Below are 18218 nucleotides of genomic sequence, written 5' to 3' on the forward strand. Positions count from 1 at the left end.
TGAAGACTGAAGTGAATTTGGGGCATTAATGAAAGAAGCTGAACATATTACAACCTTACTTTTTAATTAAAACAAATCTCACTCAACCTAAACCTCAGCCTCAACCTAATTAATACTGAAACAAGGGCTTCTCATCCATCAGCGCATTCACTTTTTTGCGGACCTCGCTGATAACGGCGTCGTCTTTAAGGTTCATCACGACCTCATTGATGAGTCCGGCGATGGTCGCCATGTCGTTCTCCTTCAGGCCTCGCGTGGTGATGGCCGCCGTACCGAGACGGATTCCCGAAGTAGTAAATGCTGATTTATCATCAAACGGCACCATGTTTTTGTTGCAGGTGATGTCGGCTTTTACAAGGGCTTTCTCGGTTTCCTTGCCGTTGACGTTTTTATTTCGGAGGTCTACCAGCATCAGGTGATTGTCGGTTCCGCCACTCACGATATCGAAGCCGTTATCCTTCATGGCTTTGGCTAAAGCGCGGGAGTTGGCCACGACCTGTTTTGCGTAGATTTCGAATTTCGTGTCGATGGCTTCGGCGAAAGCCACAGCTTTTGCGGCGATGACATGCTCGAGCGGACCGCCCTGAATTCCCGGAAACACAGAACTGTCGAGCACCGCGCTCATGAGTTTGGTTTCGCCTTTCGGCGTTTTGTGGCCGTAGGTATTTTCAAAATCTTTCCCCATCATGATCAGTCCGCCTCTCGGACCTCTTAACGTTTTATGGGTGGTGGTGGTCACGACATGGCAGTGTTCAAAAGGCGAACTTAGGAGTCCCTTCGCGATTAAACCTGCAGGATGCGCGATATCTGCCCAAAGCGTAGCGCCCACTTCGTCTGCCACTTCACGGAATTTCTTAAAGTCGATATCTCTGGAATACGCAGAATAACCCGCGATCATCATTTTAGGTTTTACTTCCAGCGCTTTCTGGCGCATTGCTTCGTAATCGATCAATCCGCTTTCACGGTCTACCCCGTAGAAGTTGGCATTGTACTGAATCCCTGAAAAGTTTACGAAAGACCCGTGGGTCAAATGTCCGCCCATGGAAAGATCGAGGCCCAGGATTTTATCGCCCGGCTTAAGGACCGACAAGTAAATCGCGGCATTAGCCTGAGAACCTGAGTGAGGCTGAACATTCGCATATTCCACGCCGAAAAGCTCTTTGGCACGTTCAATGGCCAGGCTTTCCACTTCGTCCACCACTTCGCAGCCGCCGTAGTATCTTCTGCCGGGATAACCTTCCGCATATTTATTCGTGAGCACGCTGCCCATGGCTTTCATCACGTGATCTGAAACGAAGTTTTCTGAAGCGATCAGTTCAATTCCGTGGGTTTGTCTTTGTCTTTCCTGTTCGATGAGGTCGAAAATTGGATCCATATTTCTGAGTTATTATTGATAAACGATTATTAAGAATCCAAAAATACGGAAATTTTTCGGTAAGAATTTGGGACAGTTCAGAGAAAGTTGAGGACTTTGTTGAAGGTGAGGCTAAGGTTGAGGCTAAGGTTGAGAATAAGAATAAGAATAAGAATAAGAATAAGAATGAGGATGTGGATGGATTGAGGGTGGAGTTAAGGATGAAAGTGTGGACAAGGAATAGCAATGAGCTTTGGACGTTGCCAGTCAAACGCTGTCAAAGCATTGTTATGGTCGCTTACTTTGTCAAAGTTCTGTTTATGCGCGTAAGTACTTGACAAAATTTGCAGGGTCGGTTGCCCTTTGAATTTTATCAAAGTAGTGTTATGCTGTTTAAAACTTTGACAAAGTAGCTCGTGCATGAGCAGCCTGATAAGGTTTAAAGCGTCTTCCTCCGTCGGATAAAGGACACCGTGACGGTAATCCTATTGAAATTCAGCAGAAAAACCTACTTTTACCTGAAATAATGATTATGAAAAATCTTCTTTTTGTATTCCTCATGTTTTCAGGAATCGCCATCAGTTCCCAAACGACCAAACAGAATACTCAGGTCGTAGAAGCAGCCTGCGGACAGTGCCAGTTTAAAATGAAGGGCAAAAAAGGCTGCGATCTGGCCGTAAAAATCGACGGAAAATCTTATTTTGTGGAAGGGACAAATATCGATGACCATGGCGATGCCCATGCTAAAGAAGGCTTCTGTAACTCCATCCGTAAAGCTGAAGTCACCGGCAGGGTGAAAGGTGATACATTTGTTGCCACTTCCTTTAAACTGTTGCCTGCGCAGAAAAAGTGAGATTGCTGGGTGCTGGGTGTTTGAGTGGTATGGTGGTTTAGTAGTGTAGTGGTATAGTAATGCAGTTATCGGTAAACCATTAACTCAATCACTCTTCCACTAGTCCACTTCTCATCTCAGTGTCACCATCACACTGCCTCTCTGATGGTAGAAAAAATCATGATCGTCGAACTCCAGGTTGGTTTGTCCGGTGAGGTAATCGTGTACCATGCGCTGTAAGACGCCGTCGCCGATGCCATGGATGATTTCGAGTTTCTTAAGGTTGTTTTTGCGGCAGAAGCCGATGGTTTCCTCCAGTTTTTCTTTCTGGATGAAAATTCTTTCAAACGCGTTATAATCCGAAGGGTTTTTCACCAGGTTTTCGAAATGTAAATCGAGTACCATATGCTTTCTGTTGTGTTTTTTAGAGCGCGGTGCGGAGATCTCCTTTTTGAGGACGGTGGGCACCTGCCCGTAAATTTCAGGATCCTGCAGCACGAGTTTTTCTTTCTTTTCCTGGTGCGTAAAGCCGTGTTCATCCTTAAAAACCACCACTTCACCTTTTACAGAAATAATAGTGCCTTTAAGATTGTCATCGATGAGTGATATTTTATCGCCGGTTTTCATGAAATCGCTGTAGAATACAAAAATAGGAATTTCTTACTTGTAACTTTTGACTGTGGAGGCACTTTGACAAAGTTTTTTTGGTTGCAGGGTCGGTTTCCCTTCGAACTTTGTCAAAGTAGTGTTATGATATTTAAAACTTTGACAAAGCCCGGCATACCAAACTGACCATTCCTGTTTTCAGCAGGCGATAATGTTTGCGGCGCGGACTACTATTTTTTTATTAAATTTGCTCACGACAAAAAATTATGCAGAAACTTTCGCTACTTTTCACCAAAGACGGTTTACAGTACCAGATTTCTAAAAACAAAACCGTTTTAGAGGAACATTCTTATTTTGCTGACGAAGAAAATCCGACAGCAACCGTCTCCCAAAAACTGGATGAAATTCTTGCGAAAAAAAACTTCAGCGAAATCGCTGTGGTTTCGGCACTGAACCACTTCACCGTAATGCCCGAAGGATTTCCGGAACATGAGCTGGGCTATGATTTAATATCGTTCAACGCGCCTGTGGATCGGGAACACGAGGAGCTGATGCTTTCGGTGAACAAAAAACAGGGCGTTCAGTTTTATTATACTTTTCCCCGGAACCATTATCAGTCCATTAAAAAGCTGAACCTGCCGGCGAAATTTAACTTCTCGGGCGAAAAATTCCTCCAGTCGCTGAATCTCAGAAATCAGAAAGAAATCCACATCAATCTCTACCATCACCAGTGCGAGTTTTTCGCTTTCGACCGTAAGAAAATGGTGCTGTACAATAATCTGGATGTGAATTCGGAAGTCGATTTTCTTTATTTCATTATGTTTACTTTAAGTAAAATCGGTTTCGGCATCAGTGAAACCCACTTTTTCGTGTACGGCGAAACGACTGAAAACGAAACTTTTATCACCGAACTCCGCAAATTTGTAAAAAACCTGAAGATTGTGTTTGATAATATTCCGAAGCGGAATTTTGTAATGAATGGATAATATTGGCTGGATGTGCGGTGATGGATGCGGGATGTACGAAAAATTTCCCGCCCAAATAAATCCTTTAAAATACTGAATCACATCATCGCTTTTAGAAATAAACTTGATTAAACACCCATCATCAAACATCCATCATCCATCCATCATCCATCACCCATCACCCATCACCCAACCCCCATCATTATGTACAGAATTATCTCCGGAAAATGGAAATCCAAAAGAATCGCCGCTCCCAAAAATTTTGAAGTAAGACCGACCACCGATTTTGCGAAGGAAGCGCTCTTCAGCATTATTGAAAACCGTTACAATCTGGACGTGGCGTCAAGTTCTGTGCTTGATCTGTTTGCCGGAATCGGCTCTATTTCCCTGGAGTTCGCTTCGAGGGGATGCAATGATGTAAATTCCGTGGAAATGAACGCCAAACATTCAGGATTTATTCATACCACCGCTGGAGAATTGGAAATGGGAATGCAGGTGAAGGTTCACCGCGGCGACGTTTTCGAATTTCTGAAGAAAAACAGAAACCGCAAATCGTATGAAATCGTTGTGGCCGACCCGCCTTTCGACATGGAAGAAAAGAAATATGACGAACTGATTTCGCTGGTTCTGAACAACAACTATGTGAAGGAAAACGGTGTTTTCATCCTCGAACACCAAAGCCGCATGAAACTTCAGCACCCGAATTTACTCGACACCCGAAAATATGGGAATGTAAGTTTCTCTTTCTTTAAACCGAATGAGGCAGAGGATAAGGTTGAGGATAACGATAGAGATTAAGGTTAAGACAAGCAATTTCTTTTCAGATTTTAACCTCAAAAGTGACAAAAGTTTCTGCTTTTTAAGCTGTTCAAAAGTCCAAAAAAGGTGGGCGCATCATAACGACGCATATCATCTCCGTAGAACTGCCGACTTCACAATTACCACTTCCAACTCCGTACTTCCGACTTCCAACTTCCAGCTAAGGGTGTTTACCGCAAAAGTGACAAAAGTATCTGCCGTTTAAGCCGTTCAAAAGTCCAAAAAAGCTGGGCGCATCACGGTGCATAAAACCTCCGTAGGACTTCAAACATCCAACATCTAACACCGCGCATCTGGCATCCAACATCCAACCGAAATCTGCGGCATCACCGAAGTCTGCGGGAAATAATATTTCCAAAATTCCCTAACTTCCGACTTCAAACTTCCAGCTTCCAACTTCCGACTTCCAACATCCAGCTAAGGGTGTTTACCGCAAAAGTGACAAAAGTTCCTTCCTTTTAAGCTGTTCAAAAGTCCAAAAAAGGTGGGCGCATCATAACGACGCATATCATCTCCGTAGAACTGCCGACTTCACACTTCCCACTTCCAACTCCGTACTTCCGACTTCCGACTTCCAGCTAAGGATGTTTACCTCAAAAGTGACAAAAGTTTCTGCTTTTTAAGCTGTTCAAAAGTCCAAAAAAGGTGGGCGCATCATAACGACGCATATCATCTCCGTAGAACTGCCGACTTCACACTTCCCACTTCCAACTCCGTACTTCCGACTTCCAACTTGCAGCTAAGGATGTTTACCGCAAAAGTGACAAAAGTATCTGCCTTTTAAGCTGTTCAAAAGTCCAAAAAAGGTGGATGCTTCATGACGGCGCATAAAACCTCCGTAGGACTTCAAACATCCAACATCTAACACCCCGCATCTGGCATCCAGCATCCAAACGAAATCTGCGGCATCACCGAAATCTGCGGGAAATAATATTTATAAAATTTCCTAACTTCCGACTTAAAACTTCAAGCTTCCAACTTCAAAGCACCTTCAGTTCCAGATTAATGGAGTTCCCAAAGAATTTCTTTGAAATCTTCTCGAAATTTTTCGTGAGATCCGAGAGATAAAACTGGTATTTCGGTTCCGGATTTCGGTCATTCAGCAGATGGTGTTTTTCAAGAATTATTTTCAGCTGGTTTGCGACAATACTCGGCGAATCGATGACACGCACTCGGTTTCCATAATACTGGCGGATTTCATCGATCAGCAGCGGATAATGCGTACAGCCCAGTATCAGCGTCTCAATATTCTTCAGCTTGCTGTTGCTGAGGTAATTATAGATGATGGAATGCGTAATCGGATGGTTTTTAAAACCTTCTTCTATCGCGGGTACCAAAAGTGGCGTCGCGAGTTCGTCAACCTTGATAAATTTGTTGTGCCTGCGGATGGATTTTTTATAAAGTCCTGAATTTACCGTGGCTTTCGTTGCAATGACGCCCACATTGTTGTGAATTTCATACGCAACTTTTTCGGCTACAGGATTGATGACATCGATGACCGGAACTTTGCCGTCCACGAGCTCCAAAACTTCTGTGAGCGCATTAGCCGTGGCAGAATTACAGGCAATGACGATGGCTTTACAGTTTTTCTCGAGCAGGAAACTCGTGATTTTGGTGGAATAACCTACGATGGCTTCCCTGGATTTTTCGCCGTACGGGAGATGCTTGGTATCGCCAAAATAAATGAGATCCTCGTGAGGTAATAATCTTTTAATCTCTTTAGCCACCGTTAAACCTCCCACACCGGAATCGAAAATCCCGATAGGCTGCTTGCCGGAAAGGTGACTGAAATCCTGTTGTTTCTTTTTCAAAGGGAAAGAAGTTTTTGCAAAAATAAGAAAAATGCGGGATGCGGGGTGTTGAATGCCGGATGTTTCTTAAAGGATTTTTAATGAGGATTCAGTATTGCCTACCCCCGATGGCGGTGATTACCATGCTTTCCGTAACCGTGAATCTTCAAAAAACTCACACAGATTACACGGATTGCGCTGATTTCCGGTTGCGGTGATATCATTCTAAGTGTCCTCTGTGGAAATCTCTGTGCGCTCTGTGGTAAAAAAAGATCCGAAGCAATACCATCCGCCATCAATTAATCCTTTAATTTCCAATCATTCTTAGTGCGCTTCGTGAAATCTTAGTGCGCTTTGTGGTAAAAAGATCATACCTCTTTACCTGACGCCCAACATCACTTAATTCACCATAAACAAATCGGACGCAATTCCATCCGCCATAAACCAATGCTTTTCCGGAATTTTCAGGTGACTGTTTTCGATGATTAAAATACCTTCTTCCAGTTTGAACTGAATTTCTTTATGAAGATGCGCCAGAACCTGTTCACTGAATCTTTCATTCAAAACCTTCAGGTCAACGCCCCAAACTGTTCTTAACCCAATCATAATCATTTCATTGAACTGATCGGCTTCCGATAAAATCTCGGTTTCCTTCGGAACTTTGTTCTGAACCAGCGAGTCGATGTAAAGTTTATTGTTGGCGATATTCCAGCTCCTTTCATTACTGCCGTTGTAGGAATGCGCAGATGGACCAATGCCCAGGTATTCATGGGATTTCCAGTAGGCGGAATTGTGCTTGGAATGAAAGCCTGGTTTCCCGAAATTGGAGATTTCATAATGATCGAAACCGTGATCTTTCAGGAATTCCGACATATAATAAAATTCGCGGTTCTGTTCCGCTTCTTTCGGTGCGGGAATCTTATGCTGTTTAATCCACTGGTTGAGGGCGGTTTTCGGTTCTACGGTTAACGCATAAGACGAGACGTGAGGCACCTGAAGTGCAATGGTTTTGTTGAGATTTTCTTTCCAGATTTCAAAATTCGAGGTCGGTGACCCGTAAATAAGGTCAATACTGATATTTTCGAAACCGAAATCCTGCGCGCGCTTGATGGAAGATTCCGCTTCTCCGGCGTTATGGGCACGGTTCATGAGCATGAGATCTTCATTAAAGAAACTTTGGGTACCTATCGACAGGCGGTTGATTTCAGTTTGTGCAAGTTCCTTTAAAAATGGCTGATCCAGATCGTCGGGATTGGCTTCGAGGGTAATTTCGATGTCCTCATTAAAGCTGAAATATTTCAGAACCTCATCAATGATTGATTTCAGTTCATCGACTTTCAGAATGGAAGGAGTTCCGCCACCAAAATAAAGGGATTTCAGGTTTTTGTCCTGGGGTTCATCTTTGCGCAGAAAGACTTCCTTTTTCAAGGCAGCCACCATCTCTTCCTTAAAATTTAAAGAAGTGGAAAAATGAAAGTTGCAGTAACTGCATTTCTGCTTGCAGAAAGGAATATGTAAATAGATCATGATTCAAAAACGTTATACAGTAAACTGATTAACATTCCACAAACAAATCCAGAAATATGAGCTGCATTGTCTGAATTGGAAATTAAACCAAAAAAGATATTAATCACGAAATAAGCAAAAATCACCAGTAAAACAATTTTATTTTCTTTAAAATTGTTGCGCAGAAGAAGAGCCATCGCAAAAGATCCTATCAATCCGAAAATGGCACCTGAAGCTCCTACCAATATCACATTTCCGTCATGCCAGATCAATGAAGAAATGCCTGCGATAATGCCGCTTACAAAGTAAATAATGGCAAATCTGGCTATACCAAATATATTTTCGCAGAAAAAACCGGCAATCCCCAGGACCATTAAGTTCATCAATAAGTGCATGATACCGCCGTGCAAAAACATACTGCTGATAAAGCGCCAGTATTCGCCATTGGAAATTTGAGAACTCAAAGCTCCGAATCTGATTAAATCCTCAGTCTGCGGGTAAAAAGGATTGACTCCAAACAGCGACAGAATAATAAATACCAGAAGATTCAGATCGATAAGTATAGGAGTTATAAAGTATCCCTTTTTGGGAACAAACAGTTGAAGAAAAAAGTTAAAATCATCTTCTTCATCTTTAGCCTTTACTGGCTGATCACGATAATTGGGGAAAATTAATGCGAATAAAATAACCAGAATGCCAATCCCAAGTATATAAAAAAACCAGGAAAGCACACTTCCTCCATCATCATTGAATTTCCCGTTAGAGGGAGATAAAAATATTACTTCCCTGTTTTGGGGATTATCCACAACGTTTAAAATCAAACGCTCATAGATCTCCTTTTTGTCTGAATTGGGAACTTTAATAAAATATGTATTGTTGTAAAAATTGAAATGCGCTAAATCATAATAGCATTTTTCTCTGAAGTTCTTATACTCAATTCGTTTTTCTTCGTCAGAAAGCCTGTTGCTTATTGTTTTTGAGAAGTGATTGGCAAACCAAACTTGGGGCGGATCATTTTTTGGCTCTTCCAAACTGTCTTTTAATATCGCAGCTACGAAATAGAAATGAAAATTTAAATCATTGCCATACTTCCCTGTAACATCCCTTGTAAATTGTGAAGAGAGATAAGCATCATCGACGAAGTAGGAGTTAATTTTTATTCTGTTTACATTTTTATCTGAGCTTATTTGATGAATATCTGGAATTGTTTGGTTTTGAGAAAATTTTATTTTGTAATAAAATTGAGAACTCACTAAAGCCGCACATAATGCAATCCCAAAAATCACGAAATAAATAAAATTGTCTTTGTCTGGATTAGCATGCCGAAGAACTCCAATTCGCTTCCTCATTAAAATCAGTGAAATAACCGATAGAATCATTGGCAGATACAAATCCCAGACTTCTTCTTTAAAATCTAAAATCTGAAATTTAAAATCTAACAAGTAGCGTGAAATTCCTAATAGACTTACGCATAAAAAAACTGCCAACAGAAACATTGGCAGAATATGATATACCTTTTTTAAATAATGCTGCATTATCAGTATCGGTACCCTCTGGTATTGATAAAGTTTTCGATATTATACCCTACGCTCAGCATAAAACTGCTGCCTGCGTACTGCTGAATGTCTGAAAGACCGAAATTATAACTCGCGCCAAAAAAGAAATTGTTTACGGTCGCCTTCAGGATAGGCGAAATTCCAAGATTCTGGTTGCCGAATCTGTTTCTTGAAGTTCTGAAACTCGCTCCGGCCGAAAAAGAACTTTCGTCACCCAATACTGTAGCCATCAGGTTAAAATCTGTTATTCTGGAGGAATTGGTGCTGAAATTCATCAGAACCGATGGCGAAACATAAAACTGATCACCCAGGTAATAATCATACCCCGCATTCAGAATAATCTTGGTCGGTTCCGGCTCGATACCGTTGACGATTGGGATATCATTGGTCAGCGCAATGTCATTTACGGAAATACCGGCAAATAAGTTACGGTAGGTTACGGCCATTCCCAGATTGGCATACACGAGAAACAGACTGTTGGTATCCGAAGCCAGCGTAGGATCTCCCGGATCCTGAGGATTCAGTTTCGCGAGATCGATATTCATGTTGTAGAAATTCACGTTTGTTCCAAAGGAAAACTGGCTTTTCCTTTCGCCATCGTCGTCAATCGGAATAAAATAAGAAGCTCCGGCCCCAATTCCGTTGGAAGAAACCGGCCCGTTCTGGTCGCGGAAAAACGAAAGTCCCGCCCCTACCCGGTCGAAAACATTGGCATGAAGCCCAATCGACTGTACATTGGGCGACTCGGCGAACTGCGAAAACTGTTTCTGGTAATTTAAATTCAACACCACATCGTCTGTTTTACCGTAAAGTGCAGGATTAAACAGGAAATCACCGTCGAGCAGATACTGCTGATAATACGGAAGTGTTTCCTGGCCTTTGTAGTGTACAAAAAACAGTAAAACAGAAAATAAGGCATAAATTTTTCTCATAATGGCGGAGTGAAATTTAAACAAATATAAAAAACTTTTCGGGTTATCCGCGTTCCAGATAATTTCTCCATTTTTTCATGGCTTCCTCCATATCTGCGGGCATGGGACTTTCGAAATACATCTCTTTTTTGGTAACGGGATGGATGAAGCCCAGCGTATGGGCATGAAGGGCGTGGCGGGGCAGCACCTCAAAAACATTTTTTACAAACTGTTTGTATTTCGGCAGGTTAATTCCTTTCAAGATCACATTGCCTTCGTACCTTTCATCATTAAAAAGCGTGTGCCCGATATGTTTGAAGTGGGCGCGGATTTGGTGCGTTCTTCCGGTTTCCAGTTTACATTCCACCCAGGTCATGTATTTAAACCTTTCGATGACTTTGTAGTGCGTAACGGCATGTTTACCGAAACTTCCGTCCGGGAAAACCGCCATCTGCATCCGGTTTTTCAGGTGTCTGCCGATATTTCCCGTAATCGTTCCTTCATCGTCGGGCATATTTCCCCACACGAAAGCCCAGTAGAGTCTTTTGGTGGTTCGGTCGAAAAACTGTTTGGCCAGGAAACTCAGCGCATATTCATTTTTGGCAATGACCAAAAGTCCGGAAGTATCTTTGTCGATCCTGTGCACGAGTCCTACCCTGTCGAGATCAGATTTCTCACCGTTTTTTTCGAAATGATAGGCCAGGGCGTTCACCAGCGTTCCGGTATAATTGCCGTGACCCGGATGTACCACCATGCCGGGATCCTTGTCTACCACCACCAAATCATCATCTTCATACACGATGTTGATAGGGATATCCTGAGGGATGATTATATTTTCGCGCGGCGGATGGGCCAGCAGCACGGATATTTCGTCGCCGGGTTTTACGCGGTAGTTCTGCTTTACGGGTTTACCGTTCACCACCACATTGCCTGCGCGGCAGGTTTGCGAAATCTTGTTCCGGGAAGAGTTCTGCCGGAAGATGAACAGAAACTTGTCGATGCGCAGCGGCTCTTGGTTTCGGTCAACTTTAATGTTGAGGTGCTCGTAGAGTCCTGCCGATTCGGCATCATCAGCTTCTCCGGATTCGCGGCCGGGTAAGTCTTCTTCTAAAAATTCGTCGGTTTCGTCGGACATAGATTAAAAAAAGCTTCAACTTTCCGCTGAAGCTTTAGGTGATTATTAAATAAGTATTATTCTACTATTACTTTTTTGGCTTTCGGCTTTTCTGCAGGTTTTGCGGGGGTTGCAGGTGCCGTAGTTTTCGGTTTGCTGTCGGCCCCGGATTTGGGCGTCTCAGATTTAGGGGTCTCCGCCTTTGGGGTTTCGGCTTTTTGCGTTTCACGCGTCGGGGTTTCCGGTCGCGGCTCTACGGTTCTCGGTGCAGGTTCCCGGTAAACCGGTGGATCCACAAACTCCGGAAGCGGCTCTACATCCTGAAGTTTAATTCTGTAAATCGCATTGAGCTCGCTTATTTTTCCGCCCATTTCCGCAGGGGTCTTTTTACTCGACCAGATATCAATCTGCATTCCCTGATCGCGGACATCAAACGGTGCCGGATCCTGATAATATACAATATCCGATTCGTCCTGCTTGCCGTCTTCACTTTCCACAAGACCTACTTCGAAAAGATTCTGTTTGATGATGGCTTTCGCTTCCTGTACGGTTAATCCCACTAGATTGGGAACGGTAATATTTCTTTTGGGGCCTGCGCCAATGACCAGATCAATGGTTGAAAAACGTGGCAGCAGCGTTTCCGGCTTCAGCACTGTTCCATTATACAGCATCCTGAGCACGGCGTCGCGCTGAATACTGGGCTCGTAAATGGTATCGCCAACCTTCAGCCCTACCTGTTCCAGCTGCCGGAAGGCCAAACCTTTGTACCTGTCCAGAACATCAGGAACCGAGACCTGTGCGTAGGTTCTCGGGTTTACTTTAAGGATAATAGTCCTGCCGTCTTTCACACGGGAACCCGGTGACGGATAAATCTGTAAAACCTGAAAAGGGCGGTATTTGGGATCGTATTTGAAACTGTCAACCTCATAATCCAGTCCGGAATCATCGAGGATTTTTATGGCATCATGTACGGATCTGTTCATCACATTGGGTACTGCGATCTCCTTGCCGTGATTCGTATGAAGCTCCAGCCACCGGAATGTTAACCAAACCAATCCTGTGAAAACCACAGCTGCCAAAATGATATTAACCAGGACTTTCCAGTGGAAAAGCGATTTAAGCATATTTCTAAATCTTTAAATATAGTTGCAAATATATAAAATAATCTTTTTCGTAAATGAGAGAAACTTATTGCTCCGGTTTTTAATGTTCAAAAGTTTTGAAATATTTATCTTTGCAGACTAAAGCAAATCCATGATTTTATCCATGACCGGCTTCGGAAGAAGCGAAGGAGTGTTCGAAGGAAAAAAAATTACTGTCGATATCAAGTCGCTCAACAGCAAATCATTCGACCTGAATATAAAAATGCCCCTGCGGTATAAAGAAAAAGAATTCGAACTGCGGAAAGTCCTCAACGACAATATCCTGCGCGGTAAGGTAGACTGCTACATCAATCTCGAAGCGCTGGACGATTCCGGTGATGTGAGCGTAAACCATGAGCTGGTGAAAGCCTACATGGATGATCTGAAGAAAATTGCCGCCGACGGACCCGATTTCGAATACCTGAAAATGGCCATCAGAATGCCCGATGCCATCTCTACCCGCCCCGACGAACTGAATGAAAATGAATGGATCTTCCTGAGCGGCCTCATGAAAGAAGCCCTGGCAAAATTCGACAGTTTCCGCAAAACCGAGGGCAATAACCTCCACGAAGAGCTGAAACGCAACATCCACAATATTGAAAATTACCTATCGCAGGTGACGCCTTACGAAAGCATCCGCCTGGAAACCATCAAAGAAAAATACCGGAGCACCCTGAATGAATTCGACAATATTGATGAAACAAGATTTTATCAGGAAATGGCTTATTTCACTGAAAAACTCGACATTTCTGAAGAAAAGGTCCGCCTTGCCCAACACCTGAAATATTATAACGAGGTGATGAAAAACGAAGAGTTCAACGGAAAGAAACTCGGCTTCATCTCCCAGGAAATCGGCCGCGAAATCAATACGTTAGGCTCAAAAGCCAACCACGCAGAAATCCAGAAACTCGTGGTGATGATGAAAGACGACCTGGAGAAAATCAAGGAGCAGACGCTGAATGTTCTGTAAAAAGAGCCAAGGAAAAAGGACAAAGAGCCTAAAGCAGGAATCCACTAACCATTATGCATTAGCCAAATATGAACAAAGTCATCATCTTTTCAGCCCCTTCCGGAAGCGGCAAAACCACTTTGGTAAAACACTGTCTACAGCAATTTCCGCAATTGCAGTTTTCCGTTTCAGCGACTACCAGAGCTTTGAGAGGTGAAGAAATTCACGGGAAAGACTATTTTTTCCTTTCGGTAGAAGCATTTAAGAAACTGATTTCAGAAAATGCTTTCGTGGAATATGAAGAAGTGTACCACGATAAATTCTATGGAACCCTGAAATCGGAGGTCGAAAGAATCTGGCAAAGCGGCAAAACCGTAATTTTCGATGTGGATGTAAAAGGCGGGATCGCCCTAAAAAAATATTTCGGCGACAAAGCCCTCTCGGTTTTCATTATGCCTCCGTCCATTGAAGAGCTGGAGCGAAGACTGGTTTCACGCGCCACCGATGATCCGGAAACCATCAAAACCAGAGTCGCTAAAGCTTCTGAAGAAATGACGTATAAAGACCAGTTCGATGCAATCATCGTCAATAACGATCTTGACGAAGCGAAAAATACAACAGAAAATATCATGAAAAACTTCCTTCATTCATGAAAATTGCCATTATCGGCTGCGGATGGTTAGGCAAAAGGTTGGCGAAACATCTTACCGGCCGGAATCATCACGTCATCGTGACGACTACTTCTCCTGAAAAAGTTGAGGAGTTGAAGGAAGTTGCGGCAGAAGTTCATGTGCTCGATTTCAGTAAAGATTTTGACGCAGATTTCCTGAATTCTGCCGAAGTTGCTATTTTCAGCATGCCTGTTTCCCGCCATTCATGGTTTGAAGGTTTTAAAAAATTGGGAACTCAGTTCAGAAAATCCCTGTTTTTCAGCTCTACCGGAATTTACCCTCAGCAAAACGGAATCTTTACCGAAGAACATCGTGAAAATCTTCGCGGAGATCTTCTGGCTTCAGAGCAATTGGTTAAAACCAAATATCCTGAAACCATTATTCTGCGTTTGGGTGGTTTGATGGGTGACGAAAGATCCCTGAAGAATTTTTATGCAGACAGACAACCGCCTGAGCCCGAAAAAAAAGTAAATTACATCCATTACGGAGATATTTCAGCAATGGTAGAACTTTTGCTCTCTGCAGACCATCACAATAAACTTTATAATATCGTTGCACCGGAACATCCTACGGTTCTTGAGGTATTAAACGGTGATAAAGAAGCAGGCAAATCCAGTATAAATGAAGACGGCGACCGAATCATCTCGTCTAATCTTTTCATTAAAGAATTTAATTATAAATTTATACATCCGAATCCTAAATATTTTTAATCATGAGTACAGCGAATTTAGATAAAGCAAAATCGAATCTTCCGGTAAGGGGATTCTTAAAAATAGATGATCTTGTAATTCCTCAGGGCGAAGAACTGGTACAGGCCATTTTGGATCTTAAAAAGGAAAAAAATGCAGTAATCCTTGCACATTATTACCAGCCGCCAGCCATTCAGGATATCGCAGATTTCCTGGGAGATTCCCTTCAGTTGGCACGTCAGGCAAAGGAAACCGATGCCGACATGATCGCGTTCTGTGGGGTACATTTCATGGCCGAAGCTGCCAAAATCCTGAATCCTACAAAAAAAGTAGTCCTTCCGGATACCCAGGCAGGCTGCTCACTGGCCGACGGCTGCAGCGGTGAAGGTCTCCGGGCCATGCGCGCAAAACATCCCAATGCGCTTATCGCCACCTACATCAACTGTAACGCGGAGACGAAAGCAGAATCTGATATTATTGTAACCAGCTCCAATGCGGAAACCATTATTAAATCACTGCCCGAAGACCGCCCGATCATCTTCGCACCCGATAAAAACCTTGGTGCTTATTTAGCAAAAAAAACCGGCCGCGAAATGATTCTGTGGGACGGAAGCTGCATCGTACACGAAGCCTTCTCCATGGAAAGAATCGCAAAACAGTTGGCAGAACATCCCGATGCCAAACTGATTGCGCATCCTGAAAGCGAATCTGCTGTCCTCGATCTTGCGCATTTTGTGGGCTCCACCTCAGCATTACTCAATTACGTGGAAAAAGATGACTGCCAGAGATTCATCGTGGCGACTGAAGAAGGAATTCTGCACGAGATGAAAAAACGTGCACCACATAAAGAACTGATTCCTGCTTTGGTTTTTGATGAAAGCTGCAACTGTTCGGAATGTTTTTACATGAAGAGAAACACGATGGAAAAACTGTACCTCTGCATGAAATACGAGTTGCCCGAGATTTTAATTGATGAGGAACTTCGCCTGAAAGCCCTGAAACCCATCGAAGCCATGCTTGAACTGAGCAAGACGATAAAATAATAAATTAAAAGCGTTGTTAGGGCTCAGAGCCCTAACAGCGCTATGTGTAAAATATGACTTCAAAAATCATTTTCGATAACTTAAAAATCTACGCCTATCATGGCGTTCTTCCCGAAGAAACCATTATCGGAACCTATTTCATCCTGAATGTTGAAATTCACGCTGATGTTTGGAAAGCGACGGAAACTGATGATCTGCACGACACCATCAACTATGCAGAAATCAATGCGTTGATTCATGAGGAAATGAAAATTCCGTCGCAGCTGATGGAACATGTCTGTGGCAGGATCATGCGGAAAATTAAAGACACCTTCCCGCAGATCACCTTTCTTTCATTAAAAATGACGAAAACAAATCCGCCAATGCAGGGGGAAATGGACGGTGTATCGGTGTATTTTGAAAAGAAATTCTAAGGGGAATTAAATCAGATTTAAGAAAACATGAATAGCAGCGGGCTTCAGCCCGCTTATCTTTTGTCCCAACGCGTGGGCTTTAGATAAAACATAAATCCTAAAAATCTGCGACCTTTATCAGATTGGCGGAAGTTCCTGCAGCCTTGATCCCAAAATATTTTCAGTAAATTTGTGCGGCCACAAAATTTTTCAGGCCCGTACCATCTCAAATAAAGACAACATTCAATGAAATATATTGTACTTTCATTAATCTCTGCCATGCTCCTCAGCATTTCGTGGCCCACCTACGGAATCCCGTTCTTCATCTTTGTCGCCCTCGTTCCTCTGCTGATGATGGAACACGACATTTCGAAATTTTCGGGAATCAAAAACAAAGGCAGTCTTGTTTTCGGACTTTCCTATATCTGCTTTCTGATCTGGAACATCGTAACCACAGGCTGGCTCTACGGGTCGAAGAATCCAGACGGAACCCACTCGCTTTTTGCAGTCGCTGTTCCTGTCATCCTCAATTCGCTGTTCTACTCCTTCATCTTTCAGCTCTATCACTGGTACAAAAATGCGCAGGGCACCTATTGGGGGCTTACTTTTTTTGTCGCCATCTGGATGTGTTTCGAGAAATTTCACCTCAGCTGGGAACTGACCTGGCCGTGGCTGAATTTGGGCAATGTGTTCGCAGATTACCCGAAAATCATTCAGTGGTACGATACACTGGGCGCTACGGGTGGAAGTTTCTGGATTTTACTCATCAATGTGTATGCTTTCTATACGCTAAGAATCTGGGAAGCCGGCCGCAAAAGAAAATCTTTAATCATCAATTCCGCGGTTTTAGTCATTGGCATCGCCGTTCCGATGCTGATTTCTTTGGTGAAGTACAATAATTTCGATGAAAAACCAATCGAGTCCGTGAATGTACTCATGCTGCAGCCCGAACTTGATCCTTACACCGAAAAATATTCGAAAGACAGTTTAACCATTCTGAATGATTTACTCACGCTGGCGGAAACAAATTCCAAGGGACAGATCGATTATTACATCGGTCCGGAAACCTCAATTCCCGGCTTTGGTTCCATTTCTGAAAACGGTTTTGAGCAGAGCATGCTTTTGAATACGGTAAAAGGTTTTCTTGCCCAACATCCAAAATCGGTGTTTGCGACAGGCATTTCATCTCACCGTTTTTATACCGATGAAAATGAAAAATCTGAAACCGCTTACCAAACTTCACAGGGTATGTATGTTGACAGCTATAATTCTGCCGTTCAGATTATTCCGAATCAGAAAGTAGAAGTTTACCACAAAGGGAAACTGGTTCCCGGCGTTGAAATTTTCCCATATATCAACGTACTGAAACCGCTTTTAGGCGATGCCATGCTGAATCTTGGCGGCACCACGGCTTCTTTAGGAATTGATAAAGAGAGAATCGCATTCACCAACCCTTACAATCCCGGAAAACTGGCTCCAATCATCTGTTATGAAAGTATTTATGGAGAATTCGTAACGGATTATGTAAAAAAAGGTGCCAACTTTCTGGCCATCATGACCAACGATTCCTGGTGGGGCGTTACCCAGGGCCACCAGCAGCTCATGGCGTATGCGAGACTGCGCGCGATTGAAACCCGCCGCGAAATCGCCCGTTCCGCAAACAGTGGAATTTCTGCCCACATTAATGCCAGAGGAGATGTACTGGCTGATACGCTGTACGGCGACAAAACGACGCTCTTCGCCAAAATTAATCTTTATGACGGCATGACTTTTTACAGCAGAGCCGGCGACTTGCTGTCAAGAATTTCTGTTTTTGTCTTGGGATTTCTCGTTTTTTACACGCTGATTAAGAAATTCCAGAACAGGAAGAAAGGTTAAA

The 18218-nt window shown here is 43.2% G+C and carries 17 protein-coding genes; 9 read left to right on the top strand and 8 right to left on the bottom strand.

Translation table 11 applies throughout. From position 1 onward, the window contains the following. Positions 1 to 109: 109 nt before the first annotated feature. Positions 110 to 1375 carry a serine hydroxymethyltransferase gene (glyA, locus tag CDW55_RS01835; protein ID WP_088468029.1) on the bottom strand — a complete coding sequence of 422 codons (1266 nt, stop codon included), beginning with the start codon at positions 1373 to 1375 and terminating at the stop codon, positions 110 to 112. Positions 1376 to 1886: 511 nt separating this feature from the next. On the opposite strand from glyA, the gene CDW55_RS01840 reads away from it, so the two are divergent. Then, positions 1887 to 2207, top strand: coding sequence for a DUF6370 family protein (locus tag CDW55_RS01840; RefSeq protein WP_179285892.1), 321 nt, complete (start codon positions 1887 to 1889; stop codon positions 2205 to 2207). A 111-nt stretch (positions 2208 to 2318) separates the two neighbouring features. Here the strand turns inward: CDW55_RS01840 and CDW55_RS01845 are convergent, their stop codons facing one another. Next, a complete protein-coding gene (locus tag CDW55_RS01845) occupies positions 2319 to 2813 on the bottom strand; it encodes a Smr/MutS family protein (protein ID WP_088468030.1) in 495 nt (164 codons plus the stop codon). A 245-nt stretch (positions 2814 to 3058) separates the two neighbouring features. On the opposite strand from CDW55_RS01845, the gene CDW55_RS01850 reads away from it, so the two are divergent. Together CDW55_RS01850 and CDW55_RS01855 are read left to right on the top strand one after the other, a co-directional pair. Next, the gene (locus tag CDW55_RS01850) at positions 3059 to 3778 is read left to right on the top strand and encodes a DUF3822 family protein (RefSeq protein WP_088468031.1); all 720 of its coding nucleotides are present in this window, start codon (positions 3059 to 3061) and stop codon (positions 3776 to 3778) included. A gap of 183 nt (positions 3779 to 3961) precedes the next feature. Beyond that, positions 3962 to 4555 (top strand): RsmD family RNA methyltransferase, encoded by a 594-nt coding sequence (locus CDW55_RS01855; RefSeq protein WP_088468032.1) that lies wholly within the window; start codon positions 3962 to 3964, stop codon positions 4553 to 4555. Positions 4556 to 5556: 1001 nt separating this feature from the next. Here CDW55_RS01855 and murI read toward each other — a convergent pair. From murI to CDW55_RS01885, 6 genes are all read right to left on the bottom strand, one after another. Next, a complete protein-coding gene (murI, locus tag CDW55_RS01860; protein ID WP_088468033.1) occupies positions 5557 to 6387 on the bottom strand; it encodes a glutamate racemase in 831 nt (276 codons plus the stop codon). A 378-nt stretch (positions 6388 to 6765) separates the two neighbouring features. Beyond that, positions 6766 to 7893: a radical SAM family heme chaperone HemW gene (gene hemW, locus CDW55_RS01865; RefSeq protein WP_088468034.1), complete on the bottom strand. Its 1128-nt coding sequence runs from the start codon at positions 7891 to 7893 to the stop codon at positions 6766 to 6768. Beyond that, complete coding sequence (locus CDW55_RS01870; protein WP_179285893.1) at positions 7890 to 9314, bottom strand: rhomboid family intramembrane serine protease; 1425 nt, start codon at positions 9312 to 9314, stop codon at positions 7890 to 7892. The genes hemW and CDW55_RS01870 overlap by 4 nt, the downstream gene beginning before the upstream one ends. 95 nt (positions 9315 to 9409) lie before the next feature. Continuing rightward, positions 9410 to 10360 carry a PorP/SprF family type IX secretion system membrane protein gene (locus CDW55_RS01875; protein WP_088468036.1) on the bottom strand — a complete coding sequence of 317 codons (951 nt, stop codon included), beginning with the start codon at positions 10358 to 10360 and terminating at the stop codon, positions 9410 to 9412. A gap of 43 nt (positions 10361 to 10403) precedes the next feature. Continuing rightward, a complete protein-coding gene (locus CDW55_RS01880; protein ID WP_088468037.1) occupies positions 10404 to 11474 on the bottom strand; it encodes an RluA family pseudouridine synthase in 1071 nt (356 codons plus the stop codon). Positions 11475 to 11530: 56 nt separating this feature from the next. After that, entirely contained in the window at positions 11531 to 12577 is a 1047-nt protein-coding gene (locus CDW55_RS01885) for a PASTA domain-containing protein (RefSeq protein WP_088468038.1), read from the bottom strand. Between the two features lie 130 nt (positions 12578 to 12707). Between CDW55_RS01885 and CDW55_RS01890 the strand changes: the two genes are divergently transcribed. The 6 genes from CDW55_RS01890 to lnt all read left to right on the top strand — a co-directional run bounded on the left by CDW55_RS01890 (position 12708) and on the right by lnt (position 18217). Beyond that, positions 12708 to 13565: a YicC family protein gene (locus CDW55_RS01890; RefSeq protein ID WP_088468039.1), complete on the top strand. Its 858-nt coding sequence runs from the start codon at positions 12708 to 12710 to the stop codon at positions 13563 to 13565. Between the two features lie 68 nt (positions 13566 to 13633). Then, entirely contained in the window at positions 13634 to 14197 is a 564-nt protein-coding gene (gene gmk / locus CDW55_RS01895; RefSeq protein ID WP_088468040.1) for a guanylate kinase, read from the top strand. Then, on the top strand, positions 14194 to 14925 hold the full coding sequence (locus CDW55_RS01900) for an NAD(P)-binding domain-containing protein (protein ID WP_088468041.1): 732 nt from the start codon (positions 14194 to 14196) through the stop codon (positions 14923 to 14925). Before gmk ends, CDW55_RS01900 begins: the two co-directional genes overlap by 4 nt. A 2-nt stretch (positions 14926 to 14927) precedes the next feature. Beyond that, a complete protein-coding gene (gene nadA, locus CDW55_RS01905) occupies positions 14928 to 15947 on the top strand; it encodes a quinolinate synthase NadA (protein ID WP_088468042.1) in 1020 nt (339 codons plus the stop codon). A gap of 53 nt (positions 15948 to 16000) precedes the next feature. After that, complete coding sequence (gene folB / locus CDW55_RS01910; protein ID WP_088468043.1) at positions 16001 to 16360, top strand: dihydroneopterin aldolase; 360 nt, start codon at positions 16001 to 16003, stop codon at positions 16358 to 16360. A 225-nt stretch (positions 16361 to 16585) separates the two neighbouring features. Further along, positions 16586 to 18217 (top strand): apolipoprotein N-acyltransferase, encoded by a 1632-nt coding sequence (gene lnt, locus CDW55_RS01915; protein WP_088468044.1) that lies wholly within the window; start codon positions 16586 to 16588, stop codon positions 18215 to 18217. The last annotated feature ends 1 nt before the right edge of the window (position 18218 follow it).

It is taken from the genome of Chryseobacterium sp. VAUSW3 (assembly GCF_002205795.1).
GTDB lineage: Bacteria > Bacteroidota > Bacteroidia > Flavobacteriales > Weeksellaceae > Kaistella > Kaistella yananensis.

Bases quoted from the DNA above. Each gene is read 5' to 3' on its own strand.
- CDW55_RS01840 (WP_179285892.1), top strand. From the start codon at position 1,887: ATGAAAAATCTTCTTTTTGTATTCCTCATGTTTTCAGGAATCGCCATC.
- CDW55_RS01885 (WP_088468038.1), bottom strand. From the start codon at position 12,577: ATGCTTAAATCGCTTTTCCACTGGAAAGTCCTGGTTAATATCATTTTG.
- gmk (WP_088468040.1), top strand. From the start codon at position 13,634: ATGAACAAAGTCATCATCTTTTCAGCCCCTTCCGGAAGCGGCAAAACC.
- CDW55_RS01850 (WP_088468031.1), top strand. From the start codon at position 3,059: ATGCAGAAACTTTCGCTACTTTTCACCAAAGACGGTTTACAGTACCAG.
- CDW55_RS01875 (WP_088468036.1), bottom strand. From the start codon at position 10,360: ATGAGAAAAATTTATGCCTTATTTTCTGTTTTACTGTTTTTTGTACAC.
- CDW55_RS01880 (WP_088468037.1), bottom strand. From the start codon at position 11,474: ATGTCCGACGAAACCGACGAATTTTTAGAAGAAGACTTACCCGGCCGC.
- CDW55_RS01845 (WP_088468030.1), bottom strand. From the start codon at position 2,813: ATGAAAACCGGCGATAAAATATCACTCATCGATGACAATCTTAAAGGC.
- hemW (WP_088468034.1), bottom strand. From the start codon at position 7,893: ATGATCTATTTACATATTCCTTTCTGCAAGCAGAAATGCAGTTACTGC.
- nadA (WP_088468042.1), top strand. From the start codon at position 14,928: ATGAGTACAGCGAATTTAGATAAAGCAAAATCGAATCTTCCGGTAAGG.
- folB (WP_088468043.1), top strand. From the start codon at position 16,001: ATGACTTCAAAAATCATTTTCGATAACTTAAAAATCTACGCCTATCAT.
- glyA (WP_088468029.1), bottom strand. From the start codon at position 1,375: ATGGATCCAATTTTCGACCTCATCGAACAGGAAAGACAAAGACAAACC.
- CDW55_RS01855 (WP_088468032.1), top strand. From the start codon at position 3,962: ATGTACAGAATTATCTCCGGAAAATGGAAATCCAAAAGAATCGCCGCT.
- CDW55_RS01900 (WP_088468041.1), top strand. From the start codon at position 14,194: ATGAAAATTGCCATTATCGGCTGCGGATGGTTAGGCAAAAGGTTGGCG.
- CDW55_RS01890 (WP_088468039.1), top strand. From the start codon at position 12,708: ATGATTTTATCCATGACCGGCTTCGGAAGAAGCGAAGGAGTGTTCGAA.
- lnt (WP_088468044.1), top strand. From the start codon at position 16,586: ATGAAATATATTGTACTTTCATTAATCTCTGCCATGCTCCTCAGCATT.